At 70.4% G+C, this 20,395-nt stretch carries 17 protein-coding genes; 8 read left to right on the plus strand and 9 right to left on the minus strand.

What is annotated here, in order from left to right; translation table 11 throughout:
* Positions 1-24: 24 nt before the first annotated feature.
* Together KFLA_RS15310 and KFLA_RS15315 are read right to left on the minus strand one after the other, a co-directional pair.
* Positions 25-498: an NUDIX hydrolase gene (locus KFLA_RS15310; RefSeq protein ID WP_012920710.1), complete on the minus strand. Its 474-nt coding sequence runs from the start codon at positions 496-498 to the stop codon at positions 25-27.
* A 48-nt stretch (positions 499-546) separates the two neighbouring features.
* Positions 547-1,824, minus strand: a complete 1,278-nt coding sequence (locus tag KFLA_RS15315; RefSeq protein WP_012920711.1) for an MATE family efflux transporter — start codon at positions 1,822-1,824, stop codon at positions 547-549.
* A gap of 185 nt (positions 1,825-2,009) precedes the next feature.
* Between KFLA_RS15315 and KFLA_RS15320 the strand changes: the two genes are divergently transcribed.
* Together KFLA_RS15320 and KFLA_RS36690 are read left to right on the plus strand one after the other, a co-directional pair.
* A complete protein-coding gene (locus tag KFLA_RS15320; protein ID WP_012920712.1) occupies positions 2,010-3,701 on the plus strand; it encodes an MmpA family trehalose lipid delivery protein in 1,692 nt (563 codons plus the stop codon).
* Positions 3,702-3,759: 58 nt separating this feature from the next.
* Complete coding sequence (locus KFLA_RS36690) at positions 3,760-3,927, plus strand: DUF2613 family protein (RefSeq protein WP_012920713.1); 168 nt, start codon at positions 3,760-3,762, stop codon at positions 3,925-3,927.
* A 58-nt stretch (positions 3,928-3,985) separates the two neighbouring features.
* Here KFLA_RS36690 and KFLA_RS15325 read toward each other — a convergent pair whose 3' ends face one another.
* A complete protein-coding gene (locus KFLA_RS15325; RefSeq protein ID WP_148256646.1) occupies positions 3,986-5,110 on the minus strand; it encodes a glycosyltransferase family 4 protein in 1,125 nt (374 codons plus the stop codon).
* Between the two features lie 108 nt (positions 5,111-5,218).
* Between KFLA_RS15325 and KFLA_RS15330 the strand changes: the two genes are divergently transcribed.
* Both KFLA_RS15330 and KFLA_RS15335 read left to right on the plus strand, forming a co-directional pair.
* Positions 5,219-5,977 carry a class I SAM-dependent methyltransferase gene (locus KFLA_RS15330; RefSeq protein ID WP_012920715.1) on the plus strand — a complete coding sequence of 253 codons (759 nt, stop codon included), beginning with the start codon at positions 5,219-5,221 and terminating at the stop codon, positions 5,975-5,977.
* Entirely contained in the window at positions 5,974-10,068 is a 4,095-nt protein-coding gene (locus tag KFLA_RS15335; RefSeq protein WP_012920716.1) for an alpha-(1->3)-arabinofuranosyltransferase, read from the plus strand. The genes KFLA_RS15330 and KFLA_RS15335 overlap by 4 nt, the downstream gene beginning before the upstream one ends.
* Here the strand turns inward: KFLA_RS15335 and KFLA_RS15340 are convergent.
* Entirely contained in the window at positions 9,957-11,180 is a 1,224-nt protein-coding gene (locus KFLA_RS15340; protein WP_012920717.1) for an acyltransferase family protein, read from the minus strand. The two genes, KFLA_RS15335 and KFLA_RS15340, sit on opposite strands and share 112 nt — an antisense overlap.
* Entirely contained in the window at positions 11,177-13,000 is a 1,824-nt protein-coding gene (locus KFLA_RS15345) for a hypothetical protein (protein ID WP_012920718.1), read from the minus strand. Before KFLA_RS15345 ends, KFLA_RS15340 begins: the two co-directional genes overlap by 4 nt.
* Before the next feature lie 111 nt (positions 13,001-13,111).
* On the opposite strand from KFLA_RS15345, the gene pgfA reads away from it, so the two are divergent.
* Complete coding sequence (gene pgfA, locus KFLA_RS15350; RefSeq protein ID WP_012920719.1) at positions 13,112-14,200, plus strand: cell envelope lipid trafficking protein PgfA; 1,089 nt, start codon at positions 13,112-13,114, stop codon at positions 14,198-14,200.
* A 154-nt stretch (positions 14,201-14,354) separates the two neighbouring features.
* Here the strand turns inward: pgfA and KFLA_RS15355 are convergent, their stop codons facing one another.
* The 4 genes from KFLA_RS15355 to KFLA_RS15370 all read right to left on the minus strand — a co-directional run bounded on the left by KFLA_RS15355 (position 14,355) and on the right by KFLA_RS15370 (position 17,227).
* A complete protein-coding gene (locus KFLA_RS15355) occupies positions 14,355-15,146 on the minus strand; it encodes a class I SAM-dependent methyltransferase (RefSeq protein WP_012920720.1) in 792 nt (263 codons plus the stop codon).
* Positions 15,147-15,264: 118 nt separating this feature from the next.
* A complete protein-coding gene (locus KFLA_RS15360; protein ID WP_012920721.1) occupies positions 15,265-16,017 on the minus strand; it encodes a MerR family transcriptional regulator in 753 nt (250 codons plus the stop codon).
* Between the two features lie 107 nt (positions 16,018-16,124).
* On the minus strand, positions 16,125-16,670 hold the full coding sequence (locus KFLA_RS15365; RefSeq protein ID WP_012920722.1) for an SRPBCC domain-containing protein: 546 nt from the start codon (positions 16,668-16,670) through the stop codon (positions 16,125-16,127).
* Positions 16,667-17,227 (minus strand): TetR/AcrR family transcriptional regulator, encoded by a 561-nt coding sequence (locus tag KFLA_RS15370; protein ID WP_012920723.1) that lies wholly within the window; start codon positions 17,225-17,227, stop codon positions 16,667-16,669. Before KFLA_RS15370 ends, KFLA_RS15365 begins: the two co-directional genes overlap by 4 nt.
* Positions 17,228-17,379: 152 nt before the next feature.
* Here KFLA_RS15370 and KFLA_RS15375 point away from each other — a divergent pair, with 152 nt between their 5' ends.
* The 3 genes from KFLA_RS15375 (at position 17,380) to KFLA_RS36695 (ending at position 20,371) form a co-directional block, all read left to right on the plus strand.
* The gene (locus KFLA_RS15375; RefSeq protein ID WP_012920724.1) at positions 17,380-18,285 is read left to right on the plus strand and encodes a phosphotransferase family protein; all 906 of its coding nucleotides are present in this window, start codon (positions 17,380-17,382) and stop codon (positions 18,283-18,285) included.
* 249 nt (positions 18,286-18,534) lie between these two features.
* Positions 18,535-20,013: a 30S ribosomal protein S1 gene (rpsA, locus tag KFLA_RS15380; protein WP_012920725.1), complete on the plus strand. Its 1,479-nt coding sequence runs from the start codon at positions 18,535-18,537 to the stop codon at positions 20,011-20,013.
* A 127-nt stretch (positions 20,014-20,140) separates the two neighbouring features.
* A complete protein-coding gene (locus KFLA_RS36695) occupies positions 20,141-20,371 on the plus strand; it encodes a GNAT family N-acetyltransferase (protein ID WP_083792860.1) in 231 nt (76 codons plus the stop codon).
* Positions 20,372-20,395 lie beyond the last annotated feature (24 nt).

The following is a 20,395-nucleotide window of genomic DNA, read 5'->3' on the forward strand; positions in this document are numbered from 1 at the left end:
TCACGGCCTCGACCGGTACGGCGGTCAGCTGGTGGTGTAGATCGGCAGCGGGTTGTCGCTGCGGGCGTTGCGGAGACAGGTCTGCTCGCGCGGCGTCAGGGTCGGGTGGTCGGTGAGCGGAAACCACCCGACCTCGACGGACTCGTCGTCGTTCACGCGGGCCTCACCGCCGGTGGGATGCAGCCGGAAGCAGAGATCGAGGTACTGGACCTGGTCGCCGTTGGGATAGGTCGACGGCGGCAGGCTCTCGATGCTGACCAGACGATCCACCACGGCGTGCACCGCGGTCTCCTCGAAGACCTCGCGCACGATCGCGACCGCCGGTTGCTCGCCCGGTTCCAGGATTCCGGCCGGCAGACTCCACCGGCCGTCGTCGGCGCGCCGGACCAGCAGCACCTGCTCGCGGTCGTCGAGTACCACCGCGGTGATGCCGCTCAGCCAGAGCAGGTCCTGCCCGACCTTCTCCCGCAGCTCCAGGATGAACTTCGGCGTCGTCATGCCTCGACCCTACAAAGTGGCGGGTCAGCATGAGGACGCAGCCGCGCATCAGCTGCGGGCGGTCTCCTCGGCGGCCGCCTGGCGGTGGAGGCCGGAGGCGAGGGCTACCGAGAGGGCGATCGCGCAGGTGCTGGTCATGGCGACGAGGACCTTGACGCCGGTCATGCCGGTGGCGATGTCGGCGCCGAGAATGATCAGCGTGGCGACGGCCAGGCTGATCAGGCCGATCCAGATCAGCAGCGCGGCTCGCTTCTCCTGTTGCGCGATCGCGGCGTACACGACCAGCTGGAGCACGGCGTACGACGAACCGGCGAGCGCGAACAGCCAGGCGACAGGGCCTACCGGCGCGTAGTCCTCCGGGCCGCCGACGACAGTGACCACGAGGTCGGGCAGGACCAGGGCGCCGAGGACCGTGCAGACGCCGAGCGCGGCGACCGCCTGGATGGCGCGTCGCAGGCGCAACGTGTCACCCGGCGACGAGGCCAGCGACGGGAAGACCACCACGATCACGAACTGCGGCAGGAACAGGCACGCCTTGGCCACGATGACACCGGCCGCGTAGTACCCGCTGTGCTTGGGGTCGAGCAGGTTCCGGGCGAGCAGCACGTCGGCGTTGGCGATCACGAAGAACGCGAGCAGAGTGTGAGTGCCGTGCACGGTCTCACCCAGCACCTCCTTGACCTGCTCGATGGTGCCGCCGACGGAACCGCGCAGCAGGAACGTGCCGAGCAGCGCCGGGACCGCCGCACCGATCGCCAGGCCGATCATCGCCGCCGTCACGCTCTGGTGCACGAACAGCGCACCGCCGCCGAAGACCAGCCGGCCGATCCCGGTCGACAGGTAGACCGCGGCCAGCTCGGTCCAGTTCTTGCCGCCCTGCAGCACGCCGAGCTGCGAGCCCATCACGGTCAGGAAGCCCAGCGTCGGCGCCACCATCAGCGCCGCCACCAGCGAGTCGATGTGCAGCAGCCACATGATCAGCGGGGTGGCCAGCAGGCAGATCAGGGTGAGGCCTACCGCGGCCCGGCGACCCGCCTTCAGCATGCTGTCGGCCAGCGCGGCCTCGCCCGGCCCGGTGTGGGTGGCGATCCGGCGCGCGCCGGAGGCCTGCAGCCCCAAGGAGGCGACGTTGCCGATCAGCAGCAGCCCCAGCAGCGCCGTGACCGCCCCGAACTGCTCCGGAACCAGCCGGTGCACGGCAATCAAGGTGAAACCGTAGGCGGCCACGTTCATGATGGCCATACCGACGGCGACCACGGTGGCGCTGCGGAGGAAGGCCAGCTTGGGGGCGGCCGGCTGCTGGTCGGGTGTCGTCTCTGAGGTCATGGGGCCTCCCGGCCTGGACTGAGGAACGGAGGGAGCGAAGCGACCGGAGTGACGAGGGAAGGCTGGGAGTTCCAGCCCCATGACCCGCCGCGCCGGAGGCACGGCATCGGTACAGTCATCCGGCTTCTGTTCTGCTGGTGGGTCGGCGGTAGGTTGCGCTGGAACAGTACTGCGAGGAGGCGGTCGTGCAGGGGGGAACCATCCGGCTGGCCCGGCTGATGCCATGGGCCTGGCCGGTCCTGCTCACTGTGCTGATCACCGCTCCGCTGCTCGCTCCGGGGTACGTGGTCGGGTACGACCTGGTGTTCGTGCCGGACCTCACGCTACGGCGTGATCTGTTCGGTGTCACAACTGCCTTACCGCGCGCGGTTCCCTCCGACGTGGTCGTCGCCCTGCTCGACGAGGTGACCGGCGGCCAGGTGCTGAACAAGCTGGTCCTCGTGGCGGTGCCGCTGCTTGCCGGGTTCGGCATGACCGCGCTGTGGCGCGAGCTGCGCCTCGGCGGACCGCTCGCCGGCGCCGCCGCGGTGGCGCTTTACGTGTGGAACCCGTTTGTCGCCGAGCGGCTCCGGCTCGGTGCCTGGGCCCTCCTGCTCGGGTACGCCGCGCTGCCGTGGCTGGTGCGCTCGGCGCTGCGCCTTCGGCGGGGCGAAGGGTGGACCGGCTTCTTGCTCGCGTCGGCCCTGTGCGCGCTGACAGCGTCCGGCGGCATCGTCGGTCTCGGCTTGGCGGCGCTCATCCTGCTCTGGCCGCGTGGCGCGCGGCCGACGCCGCTCATCGGCGCCGCCCTGCTCAACCTGCCCTGGATCGTCGCCGGCCTGGCTCGTAGTGCCGCTGCAACAACCGACCCCGCCTCGGTGCCTGCCTTCGCTGCGCGCGACGAGGGATACGGGGGAGTGGTCCCGACCCTGCTCACGCTCGGCGGCGTCTGGAACGCCAATGTCGTCCCCTCCGGCCGCGGCGACCTGGTACCGCTCGTACTGGCTTTCCTCATGCTGCTCGTGTCATGCATCGGCGTATCTCTGTGGTGCCGACGGGAGCGACTCGCCATGGCGCTGGTGGTGGCCGCCGGACTGTCGCTCCTGGTGGCCGTCGCCGGAGTCGTCGCTGAGGACCCGTTCGCCTGGACCGTGGCTCATGTGCCGGGCGCCGGTCTGTTCCGGGACGGACAGCGCTACCTGGGCCCATTGGCGTTGCTGGAGGCGATCGGTTTCGGTACGGCGGTCGCCGCGCTGCTGCGGGTCGCGCCGCTGACCTGGTTGGTCGGAGCGACAGCTGCCCTCGTCCCGATCGCCGCGTTGCCGCAGCTGGTGGGTGGCGGGTTCCGGCTCTCGCAGTACCCGGCCGACTGGGAGCAGGCGAACGCCGTACTGACGGCGGATGCTCGTCCGGGTGAGCTGATGCCGTGGCCGTTCGAGTCCTACCGGGCCCCCAGCTGGAACACGCGCCGGCCGGTGCTCGATCCGATGCCGCGCTACTTCAGCAAGCCGGCGGTGGTCCCGGACGAGCTGATCGTGGACGGCGACCGGCTGGCCGGGGAGGATCCCCGGGCGGCGGCGGTCGCCGATGCGCTCCGGGCGTCCGTCCGGACCGGAGCCGATCCGTCGCCGGAGCTGCTGCGTCAGGGCGTCGGCTGGATCGTCGTCGACCGGGAGGCCGGCGGCCCGCCTCCCCGGCAGCTCATCCAAGGGCTCACCGAAGTGTTCAGTGGGCCGACGGTCGCGGTGCACCGGCTGGACGGAACGCCTGCGGAGCAACGGGTTCCGGCGTGGCGGACGATTCTGGTCGCCGCCGCGTGGCTGGCCGCCGCCGGTGTGCTCGCGGTGGCCGCCGCGGGCGTGCTGCCCGCACTTCGACGGGTCCGTTCCAAGCTCTAGCGTTCTGCCCGGCCGGTTGTTACTCTCCGGTTTACTTGTCGAGGAGGGGACACGTTTCATGGGAGCTCTGATCGGTGCCGCCATCGCCGTGATCGCGGGCCTGGCCATCGCGACGACCACGGTCGTCGGGGTGGTGCGGACCGTGCAGGAGGAGCCGACGCCGCCGCCGAACGAAGCCCGTCAGGGCCAGGCCGACGTCCCGCTCGTCCAGTACGGGAACAAGTAGCCGTACACCAGCAAGGGCCGGTCGGCAGCGATGCCGGCCGGCCCTTCTGCGTGCGGGCTCAGGCCTTGACCTGAGCTCCGGTGCGCGCGCCGAGCGGGCGGCCGGTGAGGACCCGGTCGAAGGCCTTCGCGGTGGCCCCCCACGTGTACGTGCCCGCGCTCGCCAACGCCCCCGCGGCCAAGGCGCGGCGCCGGGACTCGTCCAGCAGCAGAGCCGTGATCGTCGCCGAGAACTCGGCCGGGTCGTCCACCAGTACGCCCGACACTCCGTCCTGCACCGACTCGGTCGGCCCGCCCGCGCTGCGGTACGCGACCGTCGGTACGCCGTGCCCTGCGGCCTCGCCGACGACCAGACCCCAGCCCTCCTTGAGGCTCGGCAAGGCCTGCACCCACGCCTCGTCGTACGCCGCGTGCTTGTCGGCCTCGCTCACGTGCCCCCGGAACTCCACGGCGTCCTGGAGCCCCCGCTCGGCGACGTACGTGCGCAGCGAGTCCTCCCACCAGCCTGAACCGACCACGACGAGTCGCGCCGCCGGCAGGACGGCGCGGGCCGCGGCGATCGCGTCCACCGCGTGCTCGACCTGCTTGTGCGGCACGATCCGGCCGACGCACACCACAGTCGGTACGGCGGCCTGCGGAACCTGTCGGGCCGGCGCCGGGTCGGTACCGTTGTGGACGACGTCCACGCGGGCCTTGTCCACGCCCAGCTCGACCAGTTCGTCCCGCGAGGCCGAGGAGACCGTCACGTAGCGGCAGTCCCGGTAGAGCCGGGGCGCGACCCGCGACTCGAGCCACCAGCCGAACCGTCCGCGCCAGCCTGGGTAGACCACCGGCCACTGCTCCTGGTGAACGTGGTGCACGAGCACGACGACGCCGGTGCGACGTACGAGGCGGGTAAAGAATGGCAGCCCGTTCTGCACGTCGACGACCTGGTCCGGGCGGTGCAGCAGCGTGTGCAGCAGGCCGCGGAGGTAGACGGTGACCTTGCTGCCGCGATAGAGGTAGCGAACGTCGTACCGCCGGGCTTCCCGCGGACTGCCCGGGTACGCCGCGCACAGCACGGTGACCGACCAGCCCATGTCTGCAAGGCCTCTGGCAACCTCTTCCACGTAGCGCTCGGAGCCCCCACCCTCCGGATTGCTCGTGTCCCGCCAGTTGAGCAACAGCACGGTGTTTCCACGCACCTGAAGAACCCCCACCCTCGACGAAGCTACCCCCCGGTAATGAGGCGCGAGGTTACCAGGGAGTAACGATGTCCGCCAGACCTCGCGAGATCGGTTATCGTCCCGCCTGTGCGTGCAGCGATCTCGAGGTCCGAGAACCCGGTGCGGTGGACCCCCGACGTCCGCCGTGCCATGCGGTTGTTCCGGGCCTTCGGGGTCGAGCAGACGGACCCGGACCGCTTCTACGGAACGCTCGCCGCCGACTCGGTCGGCCAGCTCTCGGCGTACGCCGAGCTGAGCGGCGCGCGGATGCTGGACGTCGGTGGGGGCCCTGGGTACTTCGCCGACGCCTTCCGGGCCGCGGGGGCTCGCTACTACGCGATCGACTCGGACCTGGGTGAGCTCAGCGGGCGCGGTGAGCCGTCGCCGGGCACTGTGCTCGGCAGCGGGATGGCCTTGCCCGTCGGGGACCAGCAGGTCGACATCTGCTTCTCCTCCAACGTGCTGGAGCACGTTCCGGACCCGTGGCTGATGGCCGACGAGATGGTCCGGGTCACGAAGCCCGGCGGCACGGTCTTCCTGTCCTACACCGGCTGGTGGGGTCCGCACGGCGGCCACGAGACCGCGCCCTGGCACTACCTCGGCGGCGATCGCGCGGCCCGGCGCTACGAGAGGCTGCGCGGGCACCCGCCGAAGAACAAGTACGGCGAGTCGCTCTTCCCGATCACCGTCGCCGGCGGACTGCGCTGGGCCAGGCAGTGCGCCGACGCGGAGTTGGTGGCCGCTCTGCCGAGGTATCACCCGCGATGGGCGTACGGCGTACTGGCTGTGCCCGGGGTGCGTGAGGTCGTGACCTGGAACCTCGTCCTGGTACTCCGGCGGCTATGACCGACCTCCTGCGCGCACCACTGAAGCGACTGAAGACCGGCAGCCCGGAGCAGGTGGTGTGGCGAGCTCGTCTCGTCCTGGGCTGCCTGCTCCTGGTCGCGCTGTGCTTCCACCAGGCGCCGGGCAAGATCGTGCCGGACACCAAGCTGGACCTCACGGCGAACCCCGGCGCCTTCCTGGCCCGGGCACTGCACCTGTGGGATCCGCAGGGCGCCTTCGGGCAGCTGCAGAACCAGGCCTACGGCTACCTGCTGCCGATGGGCCCGTTCCACTGGCTGTTCGATTCGCTGAGCGTGCCCGACTGGGCCTTCCAGCGACTGTGGTGGTCCCTGGTCCTGTGTACGGCGTTCGTCGGCGTCTGGAAGCTGGCGGGCGCGCTCGGCTACGGAGCGCCTTGGGCACGGTTCACCGTCGCGCTGCTCTACGCCCTGAGCCCGCGGATGCTCGGCGAGGTCGCGATCACCTCCATCGAGGTGTGGCCGATCGCGATGGCTCCGTGGGTCCTGCTGCCGCTGGTCACCCCACGGGCACGGTCGGGCTGGTGGCGGGTCGGCTGGTCGGCGGTCGCCTTCGCCCTGGTCGGCGGAGTGAACGCGGTGGCGACCGGGGCGACGCTCGTGCTGCCCGCGCTGTGGATCCTCACCCGCCGGCTCGACCGGGCGACGCTGAAGATCGCGGTGGGCTGGTTCGGCTGCATCGTGGCGGTGTCGTTCTGGTGGCTGGTGCCGCTGCTGCTGCTCGGCCGCCACAGCCCGCCGTTCCTGGACTGGATCGAGAACGCGGCCACGACCACCAACACCGCCAGCATCTTCGAGTCCTTCCGCGGCACGTCGCAGTGGCTGAACTTCCTGGCCACCGGCGGCGGTCCCAGCTGGCCTGCGGGCTGGCTGTTCGTGACCCAGCCGACGCTGATCCTGACGACAGCCGTCGTCGCGCTGGTGGGACTGGTCGGCCTGGCGATGGGCTCGCTGAAGAACAGGGGCTTCCTGCAACTGTCAGTCGTCGCCGGGCTCCTGCTGCTCACGCTGGGCCATCACAGCTCGCCGCTGTCCGGCCCGGTCCAGGACCTGCTGGACGGACCGCTCGCTGCGCTGCGGAACACGCACAAGTTCGAGCTGGTCGTCCGGCTACCTCTCGCACTGGCTGCCGCACACGCACTGACCCGGCTGTCGAGCTGGGCGACGGCCCGCGGTGTACAGCGTCGCCTGGTCCCTGCGTTGGCGGCATGCCTGGTGGTGTCCGTGGCGACTCCGGCGATGTTCGCTCAGCTGCCCCGGACGGAGAGCTACCAGGCGATGCCCGCGCACTGGAGCGAGGCGGCGACCTGGCTCGACAGTCAACCGACGACCGGCAGCGTGCTCGTCGTACCGGCTGCTTCCTTTGCGGACTTCACGTGGGGCTCCACGAAGGACGAACCGTTCCAGGCCCTGCTGAAGCGGCCGATGGCCGTGCGGGACGCGGTGCCACTCGGCTCAGCCGGTACGACGCGCTGGCTGGACGAGCTGGAGCGCCGGCTGGGCTCTGGAGTCGGTGACAAGACTCTGGTACAGGCGCTGAACCGCGCCGGCATCCGGTACGTCGTCGTGCGCAACGACCTCCGCAACGACGTGCAGGTGAGCCCCGCCCTCGCGGTGCACGAGAGCCTGGCCGAGGCCGGTATCGCTCGAGTGGCGTACTTCGGCCCGCCGACCGGCAGCCCGATCGAGGAGCCGGGGCTGACGCTCGACGAGCGGACCCGGCTGCCCTATCCGAGTGTGGAGATCTTCGACGTCGGCGAGGTCAGTCCGGCCCGGGTCGTTCCGCAGTCGCAGCTGGTCGAGGTGCGTGGCGGTTCGGAGGACGTGCCGTCGGTGCTGACCGCTCTGGGTCCGGACCGCGAGGCTGTGCTGAGCACGGACGTCGGCGGTCTACAGCTGCCGCTGATCCAGACCGACGGCCTGCAGCGCCGTGAGGTGACGGTCGGCCGGGCCGCTGAGAACTACTCGCCGGTGCTGACCGCCCAGGACCCCGGCCGGCAGGGACGCCGGACCCTCGACTACGTGCTGGACCCGGACGCGCCGCAGACGACGCGGTCGTGGGACGGCGGGCTCGCGGACGTCCGGGCCTCGTCGTCGGCCGCCGACGTGGATGCGACGCTGCGGACCGGCCCGGGCAACGGCCCGTTCGCGGCGGTCGACGGCGACCCGGCGACCCGGTGGGTGTCGGGCACGTTCGGGCAGAGCAGCGGTGAGTGGCTGGAGCTGACGTTCACCGCTCCGCGCCGGGTGGACGACCTCCAGGTCCAGTTCTCGTTGCAGGCACCGACGACCGATCCGGTCCGGACGCTGAAGGTCGAGACCGACGCCGGGTCGCTGACCACGGTCGTCGAGGGCAACGACCGGCCGCAGCACCTTCCCGCGCCCGAGGGGGTCACCCAGCGGCTGCGGCTCAGTGTCGCGGTCACCGACGGCCGGAACCCGAACGGCGTGGCGATCGCCGAGGTTTCCCTGCCCGGCCTCACCCCGGTCAGCCGGCTCCAGGTACCGGCCGGGCCGGACCGGCAGCCGGACGCCCTGATCTTCCGCACCGCGCAGGCCGGTCGCTCGGCGTGCCTGCACTCCGGCACCCGGCCGCTGTGCCGGCAAGGGTTCGCCCGGGACTCCGAAGAGCCGACCGGTCTCTACCGCAGCATCGACTTGCCCGACGCCGCGTCGTACACGCTGCAGGGAACGGCGCTGCCGCGGGACGGCGCCGCGCTGGAGCGACTGCTGGTCGTTCCGCGCTCGATCACCGCCACCGCGTCCTCCCGGGCCGTGACGGCGCCGGAGGGACGGCCGGGTGCGGCGGTGGACACCGACCTCGGCACCGGCTGGATCGCCGCACCGGGGGACCCCCGGCCGACGCTGACCTTGAAGTTGCCAGGGGCAAGGAAACTGCAGGGCATCCAGTTCCTCAGCGACCCCTACCTGGCGGCGGCCCGGCCGAGCGAGGTCGCGGTCCGGTTCGACGGCGGCAAGCCGACGACGCTGAGAGTGACGCCGGAGGGATTCGTGACGTTCCCCGACCGGTTCACGCGGGTGCGTACGGTCGAGCTGGCGTTCACCGCGACCACCGACGTCGTCGACGTCGACTCGGCGACCGGCCTGGCCCGCAGGTTGCCCGTCGGGGTGGCCGAGCTGCGCATCCTCGGCGCCAACGACCTGCGCCGGCCGCTCGACCTGGACGCCGTCACCGGCGCCGTCTGCGGCTTCGGCCCGACGGTCCGGATCGACGGCGTGCCCGCGGCGACCAAGGTCGACGCGACGATGCGGGACGTGCTGCAGCGCCGGCCGGTGAAGTACGCGCTCTGTCAGCAGCCCTCGGTCGCGCTGCAGGGCGGCCGGCACACCGTGGACGTCGTCGCGAGCCAGGACTTCGTCCCGGTCGACGCGAAGTTCACCAGGACCGACGCGCCGAGGATCGCCACGGACCCCGCCAAGGGTGTCAACGTGTGGCGGCCCAACCCGGCCGCGCTGACCCTGGAAGTGCCGCCCGTTGCCGTTCCGTCGGTGCTCACAGTCGCCCAAAACTTCAGTTCGGGGTGGGAGGCCTACGACAGCACCGGACGGAAGCTCGTGCCGATCCGCATCGGCGGCTGGCAGCAGGGCTGGCTGCTCCCGGCCGGACCGGAGCAAGTGGTCACCGCCCGCTTCGCGCCCGACCGCGACTACCGGGCCGGCCTGCTGGTCGGTCTGTGGGGCCTGGTGTTCGTCGCCGGATTCGCCGTCTTCTCCCGCCGCCGGTCACGCCACGCCGGGCACAGCCTGCGTGAGCTCGGGCGGTTGGGGCCATGGCCCGCGAGCGTGCTGATGGTGCTGGCCGGTACGTTCCTGGCCGGCTGGCTCGGGCTCGCGGTCACCGTGCTCGCCGCTGTGCTGGCCTGGTTGCTGGCCGGCCGGAGGATCGCCTTGACCGCAACCGTCGTCGGCGTGGTGCTGGCGGGGACCGCGGTCGCCGCGCTTCAGCCCTGGCCGGACGGGGGAGCGGGCCTGACCTCCGGGTTCGTCCAGGGGTCGGTGCTGCTCGGCGTCGCGCTGGCCGTGCTGTCCCGGCCGGCGGGCGAGACGTCGTAGGAGCGGTCGCGGCGACCGAGCCGCATGATCGGCCGCTCCATCAGGTAGTAGCTCGCGGCGGCGACCCCGGCCGAGACGACCAGGGTCGGCCAGAACAGCAGCGCGAAGTGGCCCTCGAACGGACCGATCCCGAAGACCTGCTGGACCAGGCTGAGCACGATCAGGTGGTAGCAGAACACGCCGTACGAGATGTCGCCCGCGACGTGACCGATCCGGCCGCCCAGCAGGGCCGCGGCCTGCCGGGTCGGCGCGATCGCCGGGAAGACCACGCAGGCAGCGATCCCGGTGTAGAGCAGGTTCTTCACGAACGCCTGCCCGGCGCTCGGGGGAATCAGGCTGTACGGGCCGGCGATCGGGCTCGCCGCGATCAGCAGCAGCACGGCCGCGATCGCCCAGATCGTGCCCGGGATCTTGGCCAACGTGTCGAGGGCCGAGCTGCCGAGCCGGCCGCTGCTGCGGGCGACCTGCCAGAGCGCGAAGCCCATGCCGACGCCGAACCAGCCGAGGTACCCGGGCAGCCAGAGCCCCGCCAGCGGGTGACCGGTCGCGTTGATCCCGGCCATCCAGACCGGACCGAGCAGGGTGAACGCCGCGAGCACGGCCAGCCGACGGCGTACGGCCTGCCGGGTCGGGCGTTCGTAGCTGATCAGCAACCGGGCCAGGAACGGCAGCAGCAGGTAGAACGCCGCCTCGGTGGCCAGGCTCCACATCTGCGTCAGCCCACCGGCGGCGGGGGAGTCGACGTAGATCTGGGTCAGCGACGCGTGCCGCAGGTAGGTCGCCCAGGTGACGTCCTCCACCCGGGGGACCAGCAGCAGCGCCAGGACGACGGCCACCCAGAGCGCAGGCAGGATCCGCAGCGCGCGGTTCCGCAGGTAGGGCAGGGTCAGCGGCGGCTCGGTCTCGCTGAACCAGGCAACGACGTACGGACGGTAGAGCAGGAACCCGGAGATGGCGAAGAAGATCGCGACTCCGACGTCGAGCCGGGACAGCACGCCGGCGAACGGGCCGTTCACAGCGTCGCCGCTCTGGAAGCCGACGTGCGTGGTCAGGACGGCGAGGGCGCCGACCGCGCGCAGTCCGTCGAGCGCCGGGAACCGTTCGCGTCTCATCCACTCACCTGCGGTAGTCCGATCTCGACACTGCCGACACAGAGGCTGCTGTCCAGAGCTGTTGTGCGCAACCGGACCGCCGCGAGGTCGGTCACCGGTGTCGGTCCGAGGTACATGTTCGCAAAGCCTGCCACCGACGCACCCGGCGGCACCGGGACCTGGACAGCACGACCGTTCGTCCCGACCAGCTCGAGCTCGACGGTGTTCTGGCGGCCGGCCAGGTAGCTGAACTTGACGAACCACGCGGCCGGAGGGACCTGCGGCGTCCTCAGTCGCAGCGGCAGCGTCACCGTGTTCACGCCTTCGAGGTGCAGCGCGCAGAACTTGTTGCCCTTGGGCGGAATCACCGCCTCGGCCCAGACGCTGAGCCGGGCCGGATGGATCCTGCCGCTGTCGTCGACCAGCCGCGGCTCACTGGTCGAAGCCTGCAGCTGGAAGGGAATCTCGGCCGTGCGCAGCACCGGGGACAACCGCGAGTCCTTGACCAGGATGTTGGACAGCGCGCCGGGCAACCGGGTGTCCCACAGGTTCACCGAAGGTCCGGCCTCGTCCAGCTCGGCCCGCAACGTCGCGAAGTACGCGCGGGACGGGTTGTCGTCCCAGTACTGCGCGAAGCCGGCCGTCGACACGACCGAGCCGGCGGTCCAGCCGAGCAGGGCACACATCCCCGCCACCGGGACGACGGGGCCGAAGCGGACCAGGCCGATCGGCAGGCGGACCGCCCGCCCGGTGAGCACGACGGCGAGGATCAAGGGGATCGAGAGGTCCGACCAGTAGTGGTAGTGCACGGTGAACACGTCGCCGAACACGTCGTACCGGCCGTAGGCGATCAGGAAAAGCGTCGCCAGGGTGTAGATCCCGACCGAGGCCCAGAGCAGCAGCGCCCGGCGATCGTGCCGCCAGGCGGTGAGCAGCAGGACCGCCGCGACGACGCCCCCGAGCACGAGCGCGGCGACGGGCGCGTTCGCCGTACCGAAGGCGCCGGAGATCGGGGTCCAGCTCCACGGACCGCCTGCAAGAGCAGCCACCGGTACGGCGAACGCGCGGGCGGCCAGGTCGAGCATCGTGCCGACGCCCGGCAGCTCGCCACTCGACGGCTGACCGTAGGTGGCGTAGACGATGCTGAAGGCAACCACCGGGACAGCCAGCGCGACGGCGTACGGCGCGGTTCGGCGGAGCCAGGGGCGGAGCGGGGTGTCGCGGAGGTAGAGCGCGAGCGCGATCGCCGTGACCAGGATCAGGCCGGACTTCTCCCAGCAGGCCAAGGAGATCAGCAGCGAGACAGGGCCGTAAGCAACTGCCCGGACCCGGTGTCCGGCGTACCAGTCGAGGGTGGCGTGCAGCAGCAGGAGACCGAAGACGTGGGCGGGCAGGTTGTTGACGCCGCTCGACAGGGACATGAACGACGGCATGCTGAGGGCGCTCAGGGCGTACAGCAGCGTGCCGGCCGGCACCCACCAGCTCGCTCTCAGCAGCCGGAGCAGCAGCAGGCCGAACAAGGTGATCGCCAGCGCCTGCAGCAGCATCCGCCAGGCGACAGTGACGTCCCAGTTCAGCGGCGCGACGGCGGCGAAGGTCGCGTAGGTGAAGCGCAGTCCCGGTGCGAGGTGGTCGTTCAAGGGGGTCAGCAGCTCGGCCGGCGCGAAGCCCCGGCCGCCCTGGACCAGGAACTCCAGGTCGTCGCTCAACCAGGATCCCCGGCGGGCGAGCAGGCCGAGAACACCTGCCTGGACGAGCGCGATCGCGATCACCACGGCGCGCAGAACCGCCGGTTCGGGCGCGTGACGAGGCCGCGCGAGTGTGCCCCACATCCCCCTCATGGGCCCGGACTATATGTCAGTTCGGCACCACCCGGATTTGGTACGGCCAATGTCTGTTCATCGTGGCTACTCGCTGGTAGCGTCCCGCGGACAGAACCGGGAGGGGTTGAAGTGGGGAATCGCAGTCGGACCCTGGTGATCGCACTGGGGATCTTCTTCGTCGGGGTGGCCGTGCTGGCCAAGTTCTACGCGTATCCGACGCTGGCGGTGGCGCCGGCCGACCAGGTCGCGCACACCGTGTCCACGACGCAGCAGGACGCCACGGTCTTCGTCGTGGCGACCCAGAAGGAGACCCAACTGCCACTGACCTCGACGCGGACCGTGCGCGGCGACGTGGTCGCGGCCGAGAAGATCAGCGAGGCGCTGGACCGCGAGGTGGTGGTCTTCGACACCGCGGTCGTCACCGACGACGACCCGCAGTACCAGTTCCCGGCCGAGGACGACGCCAAGCGGGACGAGAAGGCGCCGCTGAGCTTCGTGCAGGAGCGGGTCGTGCTCGACGCGCACACCGGCGAGGCGGTCCGGTGGAACCCGGACCCGGCCAAGGACAACAGCGGCGAGTACATCACCACGACGCTGAACCCGAACGACCGCAAGCGGCCCGGCGACCCGGTGTTCAAGGGGCACGAAGGCCTGGTGCTGAAGTTCCCGTTCGGCACCGAGAAGAAGACGTACCAGTTCTGGGACAGCACGCTGCGCAAGGCCTTCCCGATCGAGTTCCAGGAAGAGACCGAGCTGCTCGGGCTGAAGGTGTACAAGTTCGTGCAGGACGTGCCGAAGTCCGAGGTGCCGCTGGTGACGCCGCTGAAGGTGCCCGGAGCGATGGTGGAGGCGACCGGCCAGGACGCGGTCGAGGTGCAGCGCAGCTACCAGAACATCCGGACGCTGTGGATCGAGCCGGTCACCGGGGCGATCATCAAGGGCGAGGAGAAGCAGTTCGCCACCATCGACTACCAGGGCGAGGCGAAGATCACCGCCACCGAGGCGACGATCGCCTACAACGACGCGACGGTGAAGAAGAACGTCGAAGGTGCGCAGGAGAACGGGCGCGAAGAGGGCGGCTACCAGGAGAAGGCCTCGCAACTGCACCTGATCGGCTTCTGGGTGCCGCTGCTGTCGCTGATCGTCGGCCTGCTGCTGCTGGCCGCCGCCGCGTTCTTCTCCCTGCGCCCCCGCACCGCCCGCCGCGCCGCCGGCTAGCCCCGCCGACGGCCCCCCGCGCGCACGCACATTTTCGAGGGATAACCCGCCACCTTGTGGGTTCACCTGGTCGTATGCGGGGGGAGAACCCACAACTTGGCGGGTTCTCCCCGGAAATGGGGAGGCGGCGGGTGGCCGGGGAGTTGGGGTGGGGTCAGGGTTTGTGGGTGGACCAGATGGCGGTGCCGGGGATGAGGCGGCCGCGGGCGGGGCCCCAGCCGCCCCAGACCTGGTCGTGGCCGGCCGGCCATTCCGGTTCGAGCAGGTCGTCGACGACGAAGCCGGCGCCGGTGAGGGCGCGGATCCAGTCGCCGGTGGTCCGGTGGTGCTCGGCGTAGACGGCGACCCCGTGCTCGTCCACCTCGACGTACGGCGCCCGGTCGAAGTACGACTGGGTGATCCGCAGGCCGGCCGGGGTCGGGTCGTCGGGCAGGCTCCAGCGGATCGGGTGCGTGACCGAGAAGACCAGAACGCCCGCGGGCTTGAGCGTCCGGGCGATCTCGCGCAGCGCGGCCTCGGCGTCGGCAACGAACGGCAACGCACCGAAGGCCGAGCAGGCGAGGTCGAAGGTCGCGTCGGCGAACGGGATCGCGGTCGCGTCGGCGGCCACCGTCCGGACCGCCGTACCGGTCCGCCGGTCGAGCTGCCGGCCGATCCGCAGCTGCTCGACCGAGATGTCGAAGGCAACGGTGTCGGCACCCTGCTTGGTCAGCCAGCGAGCGCACTGCGCGGCTCCGCACCCGACCTCGAGGATTCGCTTGCCCCGCAGGTCGCCGAGCAACCGCGCGGACTCCTCGTCGATGCCCTCGGGACACCAGATGAACCGGTCGTCGCCGAGAAACGCGCCGTGCTGCTCGAGGTACTCGCCGGCGGCCGCGTCCCAGTAGGTCCGGCTGGCTCTCGAGGTTTCGGCCTCGGTCAACTCGATACGTCGCGGCTCGACCACGGAATCACCCTATCCGGACTCCGCCTGTACGCCGGTTTGAGATCAGCGGCCGGTCGGTGCGTCCCGGGGTCTGCAGCCCCCGAGACGATCCTGCGCGGACCGGCCGGCCGCGCTGCGGCTACTCCGCCAGGTTGGTGTCGGCGTAGACGGTCATCGCGTCACGCAGGTACTCGACCAGCGAGTGGTCGTCAGCCGCGATGTTCTGCCCGAACCGCTCGTCGTCGACGTACAACTGCCCGAGCCCCTTGTACGCCGCCGCGTTCGGCGTCCAGAACAGGCAGGTCACCTCGTAGTGCAGCTGGATCAGCTCCTGTACGCCGGCGTGTGTCACCTCGGCTCCTTCCGCCTTGAGCGCGGCCAGTCCTTCGTGCACGCGGGCGTACCCCGTCCGGGCCTTCTCGGCGTCCGCGTCGGACCAGTCCTGCATCCGCCGGTAGCTCGCGTCGACGGCGTCGTCCCCCCAGCGCTCGCGCGCCTCGGCCTCGTACGGGTTGTGCTGGAAGCCCGCGAAGACCTTGTCGGGTGCCATCTCTCCTCCTTTTCTCAGGTTCTCGATGGTCGTGTCGACGGTCCGCGCCAGCCGCTCGAGCCGGAGCTGTTCCCGCAGCAACCACTCCTTGTGCCGGCCGAGCACCTCGATCGTGTCCTGCCGGCTCCGGTGGGCGATCACCTCGGCGACGACGTCCAGGCTCAGCCCGAGATCCCGCAGCAACAGGATCTGCTGCAGCTGCAGGAGCTGATCCTGCTCGTAGTACCGCCGCCCGTTGGGTGCGGTCCGCGCCGGCTCGAGCAGGCCGATCGCGTGGTAGTGCCGCAGGGTGCGGGCGGTGACGCCCGACGCTTTGGCCACCTCCGCGATCGACCAGGCCATTCGTTCCGTCCTTCCATCGACTGACCGGAACGACGGTAGGTGTTGCCGTTGCGTCAACTTCACACCGATTTACCGGCCATTTGCCGGTCGGGTTGCGGAGGTTCGCTTCATCGGGCGGCGCGCTCGGCGAGTGCCCGGTTCATCGCGTGGAACTGCGGCTCGATCGTGTCGCGCAGCATGCCGGTCGTGAACGGAACAGCCACGCCGCGGAAGACCTCCTCCTGGACCAGCCGCGACCGCCCACCCGGCAACGCCTCGATCCGGAACGCGTGCTCGCCGTCGAAGACCCCGCCGACCCCGATCTTGCCGACCCAGCGCAGTTCCCGGCCCGGGTCGACCGCGAGCAGCTTCGGCGCGAACTCGGTGGTCTTCCCGTTGGTGTCGCGCAGCACGTTGGTGATCGTCGCCCCGGCCCGCAGTTCGCCGGCGGAGGAGACGATGAACGGATTCCACTCCGGGTACGCCGCCCGGTCGGCGAGCACCTTCCACACCTGCTCCGGGGTGGCGTCGATCTCGATCTCGGTCCGCAGCACGGTGGGCCGGGCGATCGCGTAGACGGCGTACCCGATCAGCAGGACGAGAAGGACGCCGAGTCCCAGGAACAGCCGGCGGCGTACCGGGCTCTTCGTGCGGGCGGTGGTGGTGGCGGTCATCTGGACTCCTCAGGTCCGAGGACGCTGCGCACGAGCGACCTCGCGTAGTCGGGCGTGAGCGGCTCACCGGTGACGAGGAGCCGGTAGTAGAGCGGTCCGACCAGCTGGTCGACCAGTACGGCGGGCTGCACGTCGTGGAGCACGACTCCCACCCGCTGCGCCTCGGCGACGACGGCGGTGACCGCGCGGTGCCGATCGGCCCAGAGCGCCCGGACGCTCTCCCCGACACGCGGTTCGCGGGCGGCCGCGGCGGCGAGGTCGGCGATCAGGCTGGTCGGGGTGGCGGTCAGGTTGGCGGCGATCGCGGTGACGAGGTCGGTGAGGTCGCGCCGGGGATCGTCGGTGGGTTCGAACGGGACGTCGGACCGCAGGTGACCGATGAGCGCGACGACCAGCTCGGCCTTGGACGGCCAGCGGCGGTAGATCGTCGTCTTGGCCACGCCGGCTTGCTCGGCGACACGGTCCATGGAGAGGCCTTCGTAGCCGCGCGCTTCGATCTCGGCCGCGGCGGCGGCGAGGACTCTGCTGCCGACCTCGGCGTTGCGGGGGCGGATCATGGAGTTCCTTTCCGCTACTGTGGTTGCGAAACTACGGTAGCGGAATACGGCGAGTCGACCAAGTGGCTTGGGTGCGGACGGGCGGAAGCACGGCGACGGAGTGACCGCGCTCGAGGCGATTGCGCACCCGCCGATGCGGCAGGATCGGGTGGGTGGATGGATTCGAGGCGATCGCGGCCAGTGCTGTTCCGTTGACGGGTGGGTACGGCGGCGAGACGTTTGCGGTGAGCGCGGCCGGCGAGGATGCCGTGCTCAAGTTGTACGCGCAGCAGCCGGGACGAGCTGCCGTTGACGCCGCGCTGCTGCGGCTCGTCCGTGGGCTGCTGCCGGTGCCGCGGGTGCTGGATGTGCAGGTCGACGAGGTCGGCGGCGATCCGACGTACCTGCTGACCGAGCGACTCCCGGGGATCAACCTGCAGACCTTCCTGGAGACGGCGACGGAAGCCCAGCGGGAATCGGTCGGCGGTCAGCTGGGGGAGTTGCTGGTCCGGCTGAGTGGGATGCCGTTCCTGACCTTCGGCCAGTTCCGCGGCAGCGACCTGGCGATCGAGTCGTTCGGCAGCGGAGGTCTGACCCAGTGGGTGGATCACCACCTCGGCGCCCTGAACCTGAATGAGGAGCAGAGCGACAGCCTGCGGACCGTGATCGACCGAGCCGAGGACCTGTCCGACACCGGCGTGCAGCGGATCTGCCTCGTGCACAGCGACTTCAACGCCAAGAATCTGCTCGTCGACCCGGAGACCGCCCGGATCACCGGTCTGGTGGACTGGGAGTTCGCGCACGCCGGTTCGCCGTACGCCGATCTCGGCAACCTGTTGCGATTCGGCACCGATCCGGTCCTGGAGCGGGCCGCGCTGCGCGTCGTCCGGGAGACTGGTCCGGAGCTGGGGGACCGGCTCGTCGAGCGGGCCCGGGCGGCCGACCTGTGGGCGTTGATCGACCTCGCCGCACGCGCCGGGACGAACCGGGTGGCGACCGCGGCGCACGCGCTGATCACCCGGATGGCCGACACCGGCGACCTCGCCGCGGGCCGCCCGGATCCGGACGTCGTACATTGAGATCAGGACGGCGTCGGGTGACCTCGGCGGGCGGCCGGTGCTGACCGGGTGCCCCGGGTTGTGCTGCCTTCCGCGATACCCGTATTCTGTGAGATGCGCTATGGGCCTGCGCGACCTCGGACGGAGTAGGCTCGTGCTCGCAGCAGTCGGTGGTGAATCTGTCCTCTCAGAGCTTTCCAACGGTTTGGTGCGATCCAACGGCCCGTGCGCACCCGCACGACACCATCAGCCCACGGAGCAACCCACCACATGACGGCCAGCATCGAGGCACCTCTCGACCCCGCAGTACGCAGCACCCCGCAGGTAGCGGTCAATGACATCGGGTCGGAGGAAGACTTCCTCGCGGCGATCGATCTGACCATCAAGTACTTCAACGACGGCGACATCGTTGAGGGGACCATCGTCAAGGTCGACCGGGACGAGGTTCTCCTCGACATCGGTTACAAGACCGAAGGCGTCATCCCGTCGCGCGAGCTGTCGATCAAGCACGACGTCGACCCGAACGAGGTCGTCAACGTCGGCGATCACGTCGAGGCCCTGGTTCTCCAGAAGGAGGACAAGGAAGGCCGTCTGATCCTGTCCAAGAAGCGCGCTCAGTACGAGAAGGCGTGGGGCACGATCGAGAAGATCAAGGAAGAGGACGGCGTCGTCACCGGCACCGTCATCGAGGTCGTCAAGGGTGGACTCATCCTGGACATCGGCCTGCGTGGCTTCCTGCCGGCCTCGCTCGTCGAGATGCGTCGGGTCCGCGACCTCCAGCCGTACGTCGGCCAGGAGATCGAGGCCAAGATCATCGAGCTCGACAAGAACCGCAACAACGTGGTCCTGTCGCGTCGTGCGTGGCTGGAGCAGACGCAGTCCGAGGTGCGGATGAACTTCCTCACCCAGCTGCAGAAGGGCCAGATCCGCAAGGGTGTCGTGTCCTCGATCGTCAACTTCGGTGCGTTCGTGGACCTCGGCGGCGTCGACGGTCTGGTGCACGTCTCCGAGCTGTCCTGGAAGCACATCGACCACCCGACCGAGGTCGTCGAGGTCGGCCAGGAGGTCACCGTCGAGGTGCTGGACGTCGACATGGACCGCGAGCGCGTCTCGCTGTCGCTGAAGGCGACCCAGGAAGACCCGTGGCAGCAGTTCGCCCGGACCCACCAGATGGGCCAGATCGTGCCCGGCAAGGTCACCAAGCTGGTTCCGTTCGGTGCGTTCGTCCGCGTCGAGGAGGGCATCGAGGGCCTGGTGCACATCTCCGAGCTGGCCGAGCGTCACGTCGAGATCCCCGAGCAGGTCGTCCAGGTCAACGACGACGTCATGGTCAAGATCATCGACATCGACCTCGAGCGTCGCCGGATCTCGCTGTCGCTGAAGCAGGCCAACGAGGGTGTCGACCCGGTCTCCGACGACTTCGACCCCACGCTGTACGGCATGGCGGCGACGTACGACGACCAGGGCAACTACGTCTACCCCGACGGCTTCGACCCCGAGACCGGCGAGTGGCTCGAGGGCTTCGACAAGCAGCGTGAGGAGTGGGAGCGGCAGTACGCCGAGGCCCACGCGCGCTGGGAGGCCCACAAGAAGCAGATCGAGGAGGCCAAGTCGGCCGACGTCGAGGCCGGCGAGGCGTCGACGTACTCCTCCGCCGCGGCCCCGAAGGACGACGCTCCCGTCGAGGGCGCGCTCGCTTCCGACGAGGCGCTCCAGGCGCTCCGCGAGAAGCTGACCGGCCAGGGCTGAGCCACCCGCAGTACCCGAGACCCCCGCACCCCCGTACTGGGTGCGGGGGTCTCGCCCGTTCCAGGACGCACCGGAGATCCGCCTCTGACGGCACCGACGATCGGGCCCTACCGACGGGAGCGGCGCGCTGTGGTGGCTCGAGGTCAGGCCGGAGCATCGCGGACGTGGTCTCGGTGCGGCTCTGCTCGGTACGGCGCTGCGGTTGCTGGCCGCTCGGGGCGCCGACCAGGTGGTCCTGTCCGTCGATGACGACGCGCCGGCGGGTGATCCGCGCGATCGCACCGCGGCCAAGCGGCTCGACGCGCGGGCGGGCTTCCGCGAAGTCGACCGGCTGTGGTCGTACCGGCTGCTTCGCTAGGCAGCGCCGAGAAGCGCATCGGCC

Origin of the sequence: Kribbella flavida DSM 17836, from assembly GCF_000024345.1 — a bacterium.
Classification (GTDB): Bacteria; Actinomycetota; Actinomycetes; order Propionibacteriales; family Kribbellaceae; genus Kribbella; species Kribbella flavida.

What these genes read in the sequence shown, in the direction of transcription:
- KFLA_RS15365 (WP_012920722.1), bottom strand. Translation starts at nt 16,670, where the DNA reads ATGACCGCCACCACCACCGCCCGCACGAAGAGCCCGGTACGCCGCCGG.
- KFLA_RS15315 (WP_012920711.1), bottom strand. Translation starts at nt 1,824, where the DNA reads ATGACCTCAGAGACGACACCCGACCAGCAGCCGGCCGCCCCCAAGCTG.
- KFLA_RS15370 (WP_012920723.1), bottom strand. Translation starts at nt 17,227, where the DNA reads ATGATCCGCCCCCGCAACGCCGAGGTCGGCAGCAGAGTCCTCGCCGCC.
- KFLA_RS15310 (WP_012920710.1), bottom strand. Translation starts at nt 498, where the DNA reads ATGACGACGCCGAAGTTCATCCTGGAGCTGCGGGAGAAGGTCGGGCAG.
- KFLA_RS15335 (WP_012920716.1), top strand. Translation starts at nt 5,974, where the DNA reads ATGACCGACCTCCTGCGCGCACCACTGAAGCGACTGAAGACCGGCAGC.
- KFLA_RS36690 (WP_012920713.1), top strand. Translation starts at nt 3,760, where the DNA reads ATGGGAGCTCTGATCGGTGCCGCCATCGCCGTGATCGCGGGCCTGGCC.
- KFLA_RS15360 (WP_012920721.1), bottom strand. Translation starts at nt 16,017, where the DNA reads ATGGCCTGGTCGATCGCGGAGGTGGCCAAAGCGTCGGGCGTCACCGCC.
- rpsA (WP_012920725.1), top strand. Translation starts at nt 18,535, where the DNA reads ATGACGGCCAGCATCGAGGCACCTCTCGACCCCGCAGTACGCAGCACC.
- KFLA_RS15345 (WP_012920718.1), bottom strand. Translation starts at nt 13,000, where the DNA reads ATGAGGGGGATGTGGGGCACACTCGCGCGGCCTCGTCACGCGCCCGAA.
- KFLA_RS15340 (WP_012920717.1), bottom strand. Translation starts at nt 11,180, where the DNA reads ATGAGACGCGAACGGTTCCCGGCGCTCGACGGACTGCGCGCGGTCGGC.